General features: G+C 44.2%; 20 protein-coding genes and 1 pseudogene. 20 read left to right on the forward strand and 1 reads right to left on the reverse strand.

Annotated features, from left to right (window positions below):
• Nucleotides 1-23 precede the first annotated feature (23 nt).
• From DXE37_RS02440 to ccmI, 15 genes and pseudogenes are all read left to right on the forward strand, one after another.
• Nucleotides 24-578: a flavodoxin family protein gene (locus tag DXE37_RS02440; RefSeq protein WP_114636470.1), complete on the forward strand. Its 555-nt coding sequence runs from the start codon at nucleotides 24-26 to the stop codon at nucleotides 576-578.
• Nucleotides 578-1126, forward strand: coding sequence for a cytochrome b (locus DXE37_RS02445; RefSeq protein ID WP_174221027.1), 549 nt, complete (start codon nucleotides 578-580; stop codon nucleotides 1124-1126). Before DXE37_RS02440 ends, DXE37_RS02445 begins: the two co-directional genes overlap by 1 nt.
• Entirely contained in the window at nucleotides 1116-1703 is a 588-nt protein-coding gene (locus tag DXE37_RS02450; protein ID WP_114636471.1) for a YceI family protein, read from the forward strand. Before DXE37_RS02445 ends, DXE37_RS02450 begins: the two co-directional genes overlap by 11 nt.
• A 46-nt stretch (nucleotides 1704-1749) precedes the next feature.
• Nucleotides 1750-1875, forward strand: coding sequence for a hypothetical protein (locus DXE37_RS13865; RefSeq protein ID WP_331852102.1), 126 nt, complete (start codon nucleotides 1750-1752; stop codon nucleotides 1873-1875).
• 47 nt (nucleotides 1876-1922) lie between these two features.
• Nucleotides 1923-2231 (forward strand): annotated as a pseudogene (locus tag DXE37_RS13870) (YceI family protein); the annotation flags it as partial.
• On the forward strand, nucleotides 2171-2323 hold the full coding sequence (locus tag DXE37_RS13875; protein WP_331852103.1) for a YceI family protein: 153 nt from the start codon (nucleotides 2171-2173) through the stop codon (nucleotides 2321-2323). The pseudogene DXE37_RS13870 and the gene DXE37_RS13875, both read left to right, overlap by 61 nt.
• A gap of 194 nt (nucleotides 2324-2517) precedes the next feature.
• Complete coding sequence (gene ccmA / locus DXE37_RS02460; RefSeq protein WP_197713049.1) at nucleotides 2518-3165, forward strand: cytochrome c biogenesis heme-transporting ATPase CcmA; 648 nt, start codon at nucleotides 2518-2520, stop codon at nucleotides 3163-3165.
• Nucleotides 3162-3827, forward strand: coding sequence for a heme exporter protein CcmB (ccmB, locus tag DXE37_RS02465; RefSeq protein WP_114636472.1), 666 nt, complete (start codon nucleotides 3162-3164; stop codon nucleotides 3825-3827). Before ccmA ends, ccmB begins: the two co-directional genes overlap by 4 nt.
• Nucleotides 3824-4594, forward strand: coding sequence for a heme ABC transporter permease (locus DXE37_RS02470; RefSeq protein WP_114636473.1), 771 nt, complete (start codon nucleotides 3824-3826; stop codon nucleotides 4592-4594). The genes ccmB and DXE37_RS02470 overlap by 4 nt, the downstream gene beginning before the upstream one ends.
• Nucleotides 4594-4782, forward strand: a complete 189-nt coding sequence (gene ccmD, locus DXE37_RS02475) for a heme exporter protein CcmD (protein WP_114636474.1) — start codon at nucleotides 4594-4596, stop codon at nucleotides 4780-4782. Before DXE37_RS02470 ends, ccmD begins: the two co-directional genes overlap by 1 nt.
• Nucleotides 4779-5213, forward strand: a complete 435-nt coding sequence (gene ccmE / locus DXE37_RS02480; RefSeq protein WP_114636475.1) for a cytochrome c maturation protein CcmE — start codon at nucleotides 4779-4781, stop codon at nucleotides 5211-5213. The genes ccmD and ccmE overlap by 4 nt, the downstream gene beginning before the upstream one ends.
• Nucleotides 5210-7129, forward strand: coding sequence for a heme lyase CcmF/NrfE family subunit (locus DXE37_RS02485; protein ID WP_114636476.1), 1920 nt, complete (start codon nucleotides 5210-5212; stop codon nucleotides 7127-7129). Before ccmE ends, DXE37_RS02485 begins: the two co-directional genes overlap by 4 nt.
• Nucleotides 7126-7656 carry a DsbE family thiol:disulfide interchange protein gene (locus tag DXE37_RS02490; protein WP_114636477.1) on the forward strand — a complete coding sequence of 177 codons (531 nt, stop codon included), beginning with the start codon at nucleotides 7126-7128 and terminating at the stop codon, nucleotides 7654-7656. The genes DXE37_RS02485 and DXE37_RS02490 overlap by 4 nt, the downstream gene beginning before the upstream one ends.
• On the forward strand, nucleotides 7653-8123 hold the full coding sequence (locus tag DXE37_RS02495) for a cytochrome c-type biogenesis protein (RefSeq protein ID WP_114636478.1): 471 nt from the start codon (nucleotides 7653-7655) through the stop codon (nucleotides 8121-8123). The genes DXE37_RS02490 and DXE37_RS02495 overlap by 4 nt, the downstream gene beginning before the upstream one ends.
• Complete coding sequence (gene ccmI / locus DXE37_RS02500) at nucleotides 8120-9319, forward strand: c-type cytochrome biogenesis protein CcmI (protein WP_114636479.1); 1200 nt, start codon at nucleotides 8120-8122, stop codon at nucleotides 9317-9319. The genes DXE37_RS02495 and ccmI overlap by 4 nt, the downstream gene beginning before the upstream one ends.
• 2 nt (nucleotides 9320-9321) lie before the next feature.
• Here ccmI and DXE37_RS02505 read toward each other — a convergent pair whose 3' ends face one another.
• Nucleotides 9322-9990, reverse strand: coding sequence for an SDR family oxidoreductase (locus DXE37_RS02505; RefSeq protein ID WP_231970957.1), 669 nt, complete (start codon nucleotides 9988-9990; stop codon nucleotides 9322-9324).
• A 211-nt stretch (nucleotides 9991-10201) separates the two neighbouring features.
• Here DXE37_RS02505 and DXE37_RS12090 point away from each other — a divergent pair, with 211 nt between their 5' ends.
• The 5 genes from DXE37_RS12090 (at nucleotide 10202) to DXE37_RS12110 (ending at nucleotide 12353) form a co-directional block, all read left to right on the forward strand.
• Nucleotides 10202-10597, forward strand: a complete 396-nt coding sequence (locus DXE37_RS12090) for a TAXI family TRAP transporter solute-binding subunit (RefSeq protein WP_231970959.1) — start codon at nucleotides 10202-10204, stop codon at nucleotides 10595-10597.
• Between the two features lie 16 nt (nucleotides 10598-10613).
• Nucleotides 10614-10871, forward strand: coding sequence for a TAXI family TRAP transporter solute-binding subunit (locus tag DXE37_RS12095; protein WP_231970961.1), 258 nt, complete (start codon nucleotides 10614-10616; stop codon nucleotides 10869-10871).
• Between the two features lie 412 nt (nucleotides 10872-11283).
• Entirely contained in the window at nucleotides 11284-11499 is a 216-nt protein-coding gene (locus DXE37_RS12100; protein ID WP_231970963.1) for a hypothetical protein, read from the forward strand.
• 193 nt (nucleotides 11500-11692) lie between these two features.
• Nucleotides 11693-12148, forward strand: coding sequence for a tripartite tricarboxylate transporter substrate-binding protein (locus tag DXE37_RS12105; RefSeq protein ID WP_231970964.1), 456 nt, complete (start codon nucleotides 11693-11695; stop codon nucleotides 12146-12148).
• Entirely contained in the window at nucleotides 12114-12353 is a 240-nt protein-coding gene (locus tag DXE37_RS12110) for a tripartite tricarboxylate transporter substrate-binding protein (RefSeq protein WP_231970965.1), read from the forward strand. The genes DXE37_RS12105 and DXE37_RS12110 overlap by 35 nt, the downstream gene beginning before the upstream one ends.
• Nucleotides 12354-12372: the final 19 nt, after the last annotated feature.

The raw sequence follows: 12372 nt of genomic DNA on the forward strand, positions 1-12372 counted from the left end.
AACGTAATAAGAAGGAGAAGATCATGAGTAAAGTAGCCGTGGTATTTCATAGTGGTTATGGCCGCACCGTTAAACAGGCTGAGGCAATCGCCAAAGGTGCAAATGGCACTTTAGTAGCAATCGATGCCGAGGGAAATATTACTGATGAGCAGTGGGCAACCTTAAATGAGGCAGATGCAATCGTCTTCGGCTCTCCAACCTATATGGGTACAGTAAGTTGGCAGTTTAAGAAGTTTGCCGATGCGAGTTCCAAGCAATGGTTCTCTCAGCAATGGAAAGACAAAGTATTTGGTGGATTTACAAACTCAGCAACGATGAATGGTGATAAGCATTCCACTTTGCATTATTTCTTTACATTGGCCATGCAGCATTCAGGATTGTGGGTTGGTACAGGTTTAATGCCTTCAAACGCAAAATCAGCCAAACGTGATGATGTAAATTATGTTGGCTCTTTTGCAGGTGCCATGATGCAAACGCCATCTGATGCAAGTGCTGATGAAGTAAATGCAGGCGACTTAGAGACTGCGCGTCTATATGGTGAGCGTATCGCCAAAATTACCCAGCAATTACGCGGTTAATGAATAAGGTGAGATACACCTCAATTGCCATCATCCTACATTGGGTGATGGCATTGCTCATCTTTGCAACTTGGTCCATCGCGATTGCGATAGACGATATGCCTCTCAGTCCTGCGAGAATTTCTGGCTTAAGTTGGCATAAATGGTCGGGTGTCACCATCTTCTTTTTGGTTCTTTTGCGCATTTTATGGCGTGTCACGCATCCAGCGCCCCCGCTTAAGTTGGCAATGCCAGCGTGGCAGGAGCGAGCGATGCAGTTAACCCACATTGCGCTGTATTTGCTCATGTTGCTTATTCCAATAGTGGGTTGGTTAATGAGCTCAGCCAAAGGATATACCGTTAATTATTTTGGTCTATTTGAATTGCCAGATTTAGTGGATAAGGACAAAGCGCTGGGTCGTCTTTTGAAAGAAATGCACGAGTTGATGGCAAATGGATTAATGGTCTTAGTAGGCTTGCATATCGCGGCAGCATTAAAGCATCAGTTCATTGACAAGGATGGTTTATTAAGTCGCATGACATTTGGGGGATCATCTAATGAAAAATAATTCTCTAGCGTACCTTCAGATCGTTATTAAAACCCTTTTGACCACTTTAGTTATTGCTGTTTCTAGCTATGCACATGCAGTTGAGTATTCATCCATTGATGCTTCAAAAAGCAAAATTACTTTTACAAGTAAATTGATGGGTTCAAAAATTTCAGGAAGTTTTGGAAAGTTTTCTGGAAAAGTATTATTCAATACTGATGAGCCCGAAAAAGCAAAGGCCGCTCTAGCGATTGATGTGTCTAGTTTTAATGCTGGTGGTGAGGAGTTGCAAGAGGAAGCTAAAGGCAAGGACTGGTTTAGCGCAAAACTCTTTCCTACCGCCAACTTTGCGACCGACTCTGTAAAAGTGGTTGGCCCAAATAGTATTGAGGTCCGCGGAACTTTAACCATTAAAGGCAAGACAGTGCCCCTCTTAATTTCCGTTAAGTATCAGCCACAAGGTAAGCAGATGGTTTTCGATGCAAGCTTTCAGGTGCTGAGGTTGAATTTCGGTTTAGGCGCTGGGAATTGGGCTGATACCTCGGCTGTAGCAAACGAGGTGCCAGTTAGCGTTCACTTAGTCCTCAATCAAAAATAGTTTTATTAATTAATCGAAGCATTCAATTTTTAACTTGGAGAGTTACATGAAATCAAAATTACTCATCGCTTTATTTACTTTAATAGGCCTAAGCTCAGCTTTTGCCGTACCAGTCACTTATACCGCTGATGCAAACCATACTTTTGCCCAGTTTGAAAATACAACCATTTAGGCTTTTCGAATCAGACAAGTCGCTTCGATACAGTTACTGGTACTGTAACAATTGATCTAGCTGCAAAAAAAGGAAGTGCAGATATTACGATTGATACAAAATCGGTTGATACTGGGTCTACTTTATTTAATAGCCATATCCAAAGTGAAGATTTTTTATCTACTACACAGTTTCCAGCTGCAAGCTTTCAATCAAATGACATGATTTTTAAGGGCGACAAGCCAGTTGCTTTAAAAGGCATTTTGACTTTGAAGGGGGTAAGCAAGCCCGTTACCTTGGAAATCAGTAATTTTGATTGCAAAAACACCCAATGTCTGGCGTGGATTACTGTGGCGCAAATGCAAAAACTAAAGTGAAGCGCACCGAATTTAATATGGGTAAATATGCTCCCAATGTTGGTGATGATGTGACGATCTTGATCGCTATTGAAGCGGCTAAAAAGGACTAAATCCTTTGTTTAAGCTTTGCCGATGCAAAAAGCCACCTGCGGGTGGTTTTTTGTTCCTAGGCGTTTCGGTTTATAATTTCATAAGTAATTGAATTGAAAGGATTTATTTCCTAAATTTCACTATTGCTTGTTTGACAACTCTGATGGGCTCTTGGACAATGCCAGTGGTGGTTTGATTCAAGCCATAGCCCCTCATGACAGCCACTACTTCTTACTCTTACAATCATGCGCCTTTAGTGCTCGAGGCTCGTGGACTTGCCTGCGTGCGGGGAGAGAGGCGGCTATTTGCAGATTTGTATTTATCGATTTCTGCTGGTGAGTGCTTGCACGTTCGTGGTGAAAACGGGGTTGGCAAAACAAGCTTATTAAGACTGTTGACTGGCTTGGCAAAGCCAGAGAGTGGTGAAGTGCTCTGGAATCACCAATCCATCAGTAAGAATTCTGCTGCCTATCATCGTACACTCTTGTTTTTGGGTCATCGCGACGCCTTAAAAGAAGATCTGACAGCGTTTGAAAATTTAAAGCTTTCTGCTGCCATCGATGATATTGATTTAGCGGATGAAAAAGCCCTAGCAGCGCTTTGGCGCTTCGGTTTGCGCGGGCGCGAGTATTTGCCTGTGAGTTGTTTATCGGCGGGACAAAAGCGCAGGGTCTTAATGGCTCGTATGCTGACACGTCAAGCAAAACTGTGGATTTTGGATGAGCCATTCAATGCGCTCGATATTCATGCAGTTCAAGTTTTGCAAACTCTGATTACTGAACATGTGGAGCGAGGTGGTTTAGTAGTGCTCACTAGCCATCAAGAGCTTAGCCTGCCGTATCTAAGGGTGCTCGATCTATGAAGGCATTGCTGGCGATTATTCGGTCTGATTTGCTCATGGTTGCACGCCGCAAGAGTGAGGTGCTGACGGCTTTATTCTTCTTTGTAGTGGTGACTAGCCTATTCCCTTTGGGTATCGGTGCAGATGCGACCTTGTTACGCAAGATTGCACCAGGAGTGCTTTGGGTTGCTGCCTTACTGTCGACTTTATTGGGATTGCATCGGATGTTTGCAGCAGATTATCAGGATGGAGCTTTGGAGCAACTCGTCCTCTCTCCGCAACCGATGGTGTTTCTAGTGACCGGCAAGATCATGGCTCACTGGATAGTGTGCGGTCTACCTTTAGTAATTTTGGCGCCTATTATTGGAATTCAGTTTGACTTAGATGCCAGCTCTTTATATGTGTTGATGGGAACCTTACTGATTGGCGCTCCAGTGCTATCCTTATTGGGTTCTATAGGCGCTGCATTGACCTTAGGAGTTAGGGGTGGCAGTGTGTTGCTCAGTTTATTGATATTGCCTTTATATATTCCTGTATTAATTTTTGGCGCTGGAGCCGTCTATGCTAATAGTGTGGGGCTAGATACATCTGGTCACTTTTCTTTGCTAGGCGCATTATTGATTTTGGCTTTAGCATTTGTTCCTTGGGTAAGTAGTGCTGCCGTAAAGATTGCAATTGAATGAGTTCTGTAGATAATTTTTCTGATCATCGCTTGATTAACTGGTTTAAGTTATCAAGCCCGAGCACCTTCTATCCTGTGGCGGGTAAGCTGACTCCTTTTTTCTGGATTTTGGCTTTGATTTTCGGTGCCGCGGGTCTTTGGGTAAGCTTTTTTGTGGCGCCAGTAGATGCGGTTCAAGGTCAAGGCTATCGCATTATTTTTATTCATGTGCCAGCCTCGTGGATGTCGATGTTCATCTACCTTGTAATGGCTGCATGGGCAGGTTTGGGTCTCGTTTTTAATACTCGTTTATCAGCAATGATGGCTAAAGCGCTAGCCCCAATTGGCGCTTGGATGGCTTTTTTATCGTTATGGACTGGCGCATTCTGGGGTAAGCCTATGTGGGGTGCTTGGTGGGTTTGGGATGCTCGCCTCACTTCAGAGTTGATTCTGTTGTTTCTCTATTTGGGGTTTATCGCTTTGCGAGCCTCTATTGATGATCCTCGACGAGCAGATCGGGCAAGCGCCATTTTGGCTTTGGTGGGTGTCGTCAATGTGCCGATCATTTATTTCTCGGTGAAATGGTGGAATACTTTACATCAAGGCGCTTCAGTCTCTTTGACTAAGGCCCCAGCTATGGCTCAAACCATGCTTTGGGGAATGTTATTGATGGCTTTATGTTTTTGGATGTACTCCATTGCGGTCGCCTTAATGCGAGTGAGGGTAATTATTTTGGAGCGTGAGGCCCATGCTGATTGGGTGAGACAATCAAACGAGGTGAAGATTTAATGTGGAGTAGCCTTGCTGAGTTTTTTGCCATGGGTGGCTACGCACTATATGTGTGGAGCAGTTTTGGCGTTTGTGCTCTCGTTTTGATATTGGAACCCCTGCTTGTACGTGCTCGCTTTAAAGCAATCGTGCATAGGCTAAAGCAAGAGCAGTTAGCTGAACAGTTTGATAAAGAGATTAGTAATTGAAGCCTAGATATAAATGCGCAATCTTGATTGTTGCAGCACTGGCAGTGATTGGAATCGCTGCGCTGTTAATTCTGAATGCTTTGAATAGCAATATTGCCTTGTACGTTACTCCAAGCGAAGTGGTAGCTGGTAAAGCACCCCAGGGTCAGACTTTTAGAATTGGCGGTATGGTTAAAGATGGCTCCTTGAAGCGTGATGGTTTAACCGTGCACCTTGTGATTACCGATCTGGTTAAAGATATTCCAGTGGCTTACACCGGGATACTTCCTGATTTATTTAAAGAAGGTAAGGGCGCTGTAATTCAAGGACGCATGGGTTCAAATGGAGAATTCGTGGCCAGCGAAGTATTGGCTAAGCACGATGAAAACTATACGCCTCCTGAAGCAAAGCATGCTCTGGATCAAGCTCAAAAAAATGGAACAAATAAATGATTTCTGAGTTTGGGCATTACGCTTTAGTGTTGGCGCTATGTGTTGCAGTCATTCAAGGGGTTTTACCTTTGTTAGGCGCGCACTTTGGCCGACGTGATTGGTTGTCGTTAGCAAGACCATCAGCGCAAACCGTTTTCTTATTACTTGCTATTGCCTTTGTTATTTTGGCTTGGAGTTTTTACATCAATGATTTTTCAGTGCTCTATGTTGCTGAGCACTCGAATTCGCAACTTCCTGTTATTTATCGGCTTGGAGCGGTATGGGGCGGTCATGAAGGATCACTTTTGTTATGGATCTTTTTGCTAGCCACCTGGACAATTTTGGTTGCTCAGCTATCTAAAGCTTTAGATGATTTCATGGTTGCTAGAGTGATTGGCGTTTTAGGTTTAGTCACTAGCGGTTTATTGCTATTTGTTTTAACTACCTCAAACCCGTTTGAGCGTTTATTGCCAGCTGCTCAAGATGGGCGCTCTTTAAATCCACTATTGCAAGATCCTGGTTTGGTGTTTCATCCACCGATGTTGTACATGGGTTATGTGGGCTTCTCAGTTGCTTTTGCTTTTGCCATTGCCTCATTGCTGTCTGGTAGGTTAGATGCAGCATGGGCGCGTTGGTCACGACCTTGGACTACAGCTGCTTGGGTTTTCCTGACACTTGGAATCGCTTTGGGATCATGGTGGGCGTATTACGAATTAGGTTGGGGTGGTTGGTGGTTCTGGGACCCTGTTGAGAATGTCTCTTTTATTCCTTGGCTCGTTGGAACTGCTTTGTTGCACTCATTGGCCGTGACAGAAAAACGCGGTGGCTTTAAAAGTTGGACTCTGCTATTGGCAATCACTGCATTCTCTCTTTCCTTGCTGGGAACCTTTTTAGTTCGCTCTGGCGTCTTAACATCTGTACATGCTTTTGCTACTGACCCAAGGCGTGGCATATTTATTTTGATTTTCTTATCGCTGGTGGTGGGCTCATCACTTTTGCTCTATGCATGGCGAGCCCCTAAGAGCACTATGGGTGGAAAATTTAGTCTGAGTTCAAGAGAAACTTTTATCTTGCTTGGTAATGTATTTTTAGTGGTGTCTGCGGGCTCAGTATTGCTCGGCACCTTGTATCCGCTATTGATAGACGCCTTATATTTAGGCAAGATTTCTGTTGGGCCCCCTTACTTCAATAGTGTGTTCGTTCCAATTATGACCCCCTTGCTGGTGTTAATGGGTATTGGTCCGTGGGTAAGCTGGAAACAAAGCAACTTATTGACCATTGTTAAACGTTTATGGGTTGCGGGGGCTATTGCTGTTGTCGCAGGAGTGGCGATTCCTATGATCATGGGGCAATTTACCTGGCTTGCTGGAATGGGCTTCATGCTGGCTTTTTGGGTCATTGCATCGGGTTGCATGCAAATCATTCGTCAGGCTAAGGTAGGAAAACCCACACGTTCTTTTATTGGGATGCAGGTAGCGCATTTAGGCATAGCCGTATTTGTGATTGGCGTCACGATGGTAGGTGCTTATCAAGAAGAAAAAGATGTACGCATGGCAGCTGGCGATACGGTGACAGTGGGGGGTTATCAAATTCAACTTCAGGGTGTTAATGCTGCGCGTGGTCCAAATTACCAAGCGATGCGTGGCCCATTCTTATTATCAAAAGATGGAGGTACATCAATCAGCCTCTATCCCGAAAAGAGAAGTTACTTTTCTTCTACGATGCCAATGACTGAGGCAGCTATTGATGCTGGATTGACTCGCGATATTTATGTTTCATTGGGTGAAGAATTGGGTGACCAATCATGGGCAGTGCGTGTCTACTACAAGCCATTTGTTGATTGGATTTGGGGTGGTTGCTTATTAATGGCTTTAGGTGGCGTATTAGCTATGTCGGATAAGCGTTATCGACTGAAGTTGAAGAGCAAATTCTCATGAAAGCAAAATTTCTCATTCTGCTGGGATTGTTTTTAGGTCTTGTCGTATTTTTGGCTATAGGCCTCAACCGCGATCCCCATGAAGTGCCTTCACCATTAATTAATAAAGCAGCACCTGCATTTGAAGTCGCTCAGCTGGCAGACTCGAATAAAGCTTTTTCTCCTGCGAGTATGAAGGGGCAGGTATGGATTTTGAATGTTTGGGCTTCTTGGTGTGTTGCCTGTCGCGAAGAGCATCCTGTATTGGTTGAGTTGGCTAAGTCTCAAGTGGCCCCAGTCATTGGTTTGGACTACAAAGATAAGCGTGAAGATGCCTTAGCGATGCTGGCAAAACAAGGTAACCCCTATGTACTCTCTGCCTTTGATGGCAATGGTCGTATAGGTATTGACTATGGAGTGTATGGAGTGCCTGAGACCTACATCATTGATCAGTCTGGAATCATTCGTTTTAAGCATATTGGGCCGCTAACAATGGATTTATTGAATCAAAAATTTTATCCGATATTGAGTAAGCTTAAAAAATCATGAAACGGTTTTTTCTCCTCCTCATTTGCGTATTTTGTATGGGTAATGTGATTGCTAAGGACGCCGCTCCCTTAGCAGATGACCCAGTCACTGAACAGCGTTTGATTAGTATTTCTGAGGAAATGCGTTGCTTGGTTTGTCAGAATGAATCTTTGGCTGGTTCAAGATCTGATTTAGCAAATGATCTTCGTCGAGAGATTCGGATACTGATTAAAGAGGGTAAGAGCGATGAGCAAATTCGCTCATTTATGGTTGAGCGCTATGGCGATTTCGTGCTCTATCGCCCGCCGGTCAAGCCAATTACTTGGTTGCTTTGGATTGGCCCATTTGTAATTCTTGGTATTGGTATCGTCGGCTTATTGACATATTTGCGACGCAGAAATAGCAGTGTCCCTAACATTGCGCTTACTGAAGCTGATAATCGAAAAATCGAGGCATTATTAAATTCAGCAGATAAGAAAGAAGGATGAATTCAGTGACTAGCTTCTTGATAGCTGCTTTTCTGTTTTTGGTTCTGGTGTTGTTGTTACTCCTGCGCCCTTTTATTTTTCCAGCAAAAAAAGAGGCGATATCGCGTCGTCAGATGAATGCCGCCATTTACCGTGAAGAGCTTGATAAGTTAGAGGCCGAGCACCAATCAGGTGTTATTACTGCTACAGATTATGAAATTGCGCATGCAGAAATGCGTCAAAGACTGTTTCAGGATACTGTCGAGGAAGATGACCAAGAGGTAGCCGGGTCTGCAAAGAAAACGGCAGTTGGGCTTTGCCTCTTTATTGTGCTGTTATCTTCTGTTCTCTATTTTTCATTAGGTGATGTAGTTCGTGTAGCCCAAAGGAATTCTGAGGCACCTCTTACGCAAGAGAATGTCGAGAAGATGGTGGCTGAATTTGCCGCGAAGATGGAAAAAGATCCTGGCAATTTAAAAGGCTGGGCAATGCTAGCGCGCTCTTATCGAATTTTGGGCCGCAATGAAGATGCTGCTAAAGCTTATGCACTAGCCGGGGACTATATGGATACTGACCCGCAATTATTAGCCGATTACGCTGATGTGTTGGCTACAAATGCGAATGGTAGTTTTGCTGGAAAGCCGCTCCAATTGGTTAAACAGGCTCTCAAGCTGGACCCTAATAGCCTGATGGCACTTTGGTTTTCTGGAACCGCAGACTATAACGCTGGGAACTATAAAGCAGCTGTTCAGACTTGGGAAAAGCTAGCACAACAATTGCCCCCTAATACAGATGAAGCACGCGCTATTCAGGGTTCTATTTCTCAAGCGCGATCTAAGGGTGGACTTACACCTTCAAAGCCAGTAGTTGCAAGTGGAAAAAGCATTAGCGGCAAGATTGAGTTATCTCCAGCCCTAAAATCTAAAGTTCAGTCAGAAGATATTGTGCTGGTCATTGTTCGTAAACCTGGAGAGCGTATGCCAATCGCCGTTTTAAAGGTAGCTGCAGCTAATTTCCCAATGAGCTTTGTTTTGAATGATTCTCTATCAATGAATCCTAACGTGCCGCTCTCTCAATTGTCTGAGGTCACTATAGAGGTGCGTATTTCTAAAACTGGTATGGCCAAGGCGGAGACAGGTGACCTAATTTCCTCCCCAAAAACTATTCAAGTTGGCGCTAGTAACGTTCTCCTGCTAGTTGACCAAGTGCGCCAGTAAATTTAGCCTCTACCAACGAAAGGCATATTAGTTGCCATGACGATCATCGAGAGAATATTGCTGTCGAGTGGAAGCTGTGCCATATGGAGCACAGCCTCTCCTACATGATCAACATCCATGCGTGGCTCTACTTTGATAGATTGATCTGCCTGCAAAATTCCAGCAGCCATATGTTCAGTCATTTCAGTGGCAGCATTGCCAATATCAATTTGACCGCAGGCAATATTGAAAGGTCGTCCGTCTAATGCAATGGTTTTCGTTAAGCCACTAATAGCATGCTTAGTAGTGGTATAAGGGGTTTGACAGCGGGCGCGGTGCATGAGCGGAAATGGAGCCGTTGTTAATAATTCTCTGCCGCCCTGTGGGGATTGAGCCTTCATCATTCGAATAGCTTCTTGAGAGCACAAAAACGCACCACACAGATTCGCATTCACAACATTCATCCATTGTTCGTAAGTGAGTTCCTCCATAGGGATTGCAGGCGCACCCATGCCAGCGTTATTGAATAGCACATCAATTCGTCCAAATTTTTCCTTTAGCGCTGCGAACAGTTTTTTAACCTCACTTGGATTGCCTACGTCACAAGAAACTGCAAGGCAGTTACTTTGATTGCCACCAATATCTTGTATAGCCTTTTCGAGCCTTTCAAGATTGCGACCCGTTAAGACCACTTGATATAGCCCCCTTTAAGAAGGGCTTTGGCAGCTGCTTTGCCAATCCCGGTTCCTGCTTCCCGTTACAAGGGCTACCTTAGATTTTGATGAACTCATAATGGTCTTTTAAGCTAAAAACCATCATCTTATCCCGAAATATTTGACCGGTTTGAAATCTTTTTCTAGTGATCAGGGTCGGGGCATAATGCAAAAAACAATTGAGACTGCAATGAATTTCATCCAAAGACAAATGTATAACCCTGTGGCTCTGGTTGGAGCTTTTTTTGCACTACTAATTTTGCTTATTGGTGTTTTGTGGATTTTGATTCCTCCGCCGCCAAAGACAATTGAAATGGCTACCGGTTTTCCATCTGGTCTCTACTACCAGTTTGGAGAGCGCCTAAAGGTTGAGGTGGCTAAAGAATCGGTAAATCTCAAAATAAAATCCACTGGTGGAACCATAGATAACCTTGCCTTATTGAGCGACCCTAAATCTGGAGTTGATTTTGCGATGGTGCAGGGTAGAGTGGCTAACCTTACCCAATACCCTCAATTGATCTCTATTGCTGGAATGTTTTACGAACCCATTTGGGTTTGGTATCGCGAGGGGGTCTTTAAAAGGTGAGGGCGGTCAATTAAAGTTGCTGAACCAGTTAAAAGGGAAGCGTGTTTCTATAGGAAATGAAGGAAGCAGTACTTTAGCGCTCACTAAGGATTTATTAGAAGCGAGTGGAATTACTGACCAAGATATCAGTGCGCAGAAGTTAAATCCGAACGAGGCGATTGCTAAGCTTAAAAGTGGTGAGTTAGATGCTGTGTTTGTAGTGGCGGCTGCTGAGGCGCCTATTTTGAAAAAGTTTTATACCATTCCAGGCGTTCGTTTGATGAATTTTGATTAGGCAGATGCCTACACCAGAAATTTCAGCTATTTATCTAAGGTTACAGTTCCTAGGGGCTTGTTGAGCATTCAGCTTGATCAACCGCATCAGGATATTCAGGTAATGGCTGCAACTGCAACCCTGGTAGCGCGGAAAATGTTAGTCCTGCATTAGTTTCCCTCTTGCTCAGCGCTTTTTACGATATTTTAAAGCCTTACTCGCGCTTGCAAAAAGTTGGTGAATTCCCGTCTAATATTGGGTTAGACTTCCCCTTGCATACTGATGCGGAAATATATCTTAAAGACGGGCCATCATTCTTGCATCGTCACCTACCGTTTTTTGGACTGCGGTATGGGCAGGTCGCTTCGTGAAGATTGTGATCCCACTGTTGGTAATTTTGATCCCATTATTTACCTAATCAACTAAGCATTTCTTGTTACGACTCAAGCTGGCGCGAGTTTATGAGGAGCTTAAATGGATTGAGAAGAATGCGCATAATTCTGCATTAAAAGAAAAGAGTTTCAAAGATTTTGAGGCAATCGAAAGACGGGTTAGCAATATCAATGTCTCGATGCTGGATGCCAAAGAACTCTATGACCTGAAGGTACACGTAGATCAGGTACGTGGACGCTTAAAATTAGTTCACTAAGGAGACATCATGTTTAAAAGATTGCAAGAACTATTGTTCCTCTTGGGCATAGTCATGTCCTCTGTAGTTTATGCGCAAGCTTATCCAAGTAAACCAATATCGTTGATAGTGCCTCAGGCAGCAAGGGGGTACTAATGACATTGTTGCGCGTCTCGTTACGCCTGCATTCGGTGAATCGATTGGCGCATCGGTGGTGGTTGAGAATAGACCCGGTGCCGGCGGAAATATTGGCACGCAAAGTGATGCCCGTGCAGCGAAAGATGGCTATACCTTATTACTTACCATCAATAGTGCTCAGGCAATCAATCCTGCTTTATATAAGAATCCTGGTTTTGATCCAGTTAATGATTTTGTGCCGCTTTATTACATCGGTGCTACGCCATACGTGTTGGTATCGCCCCCCGGTTCGCCTTATAAAACTTTGGCCGATGTTGTAGCGGCAGCAAAAAAGAAGCCAGGCGAGTTGTCATATGCCTCGGCTGGAAATGGCACCATTAGTCATTTATTAGGGGCTATGCTCAATGTTAGTGCTGGCATTGAGATGCAACATATTCCCTATAAAGGCGTTGCACCAGCTATCAATGATGTGCTGGGTGGCCAAGTGCTTTTAGCATTTGCCCAGTCTGCCATCTGTTCTCAATTACATTAAGACTGGAAAATTTCAGGCAATTGCCATTAGCTCTGCGAAGCGATCTAGTGCAGCCCCAGAAATTCCAACAATTGCGGAGACTTATCCTGACTGCGTAGGTGAGGTATGGGTAGCTATCTTCGCCCCCATCGGCGTGAATAGTGAAGTTGTGAAGAAAATTCAGGTAGCAATGGATAAGACGATGTCTAAAGCCGGAGGTACGTGAAAAGTTAATTGCTCAGGGG

The sequence above is a fragment of the Polynucleobacter necessarius genome, assembly GCF_900095205.1.
GTDB lineage: Bacteria > Pseudomonadota > Gammaproteobacteria > Burkholderiales > Burkholderiaceae > Polynucleobacter > Polynucleobacter necessarius_E.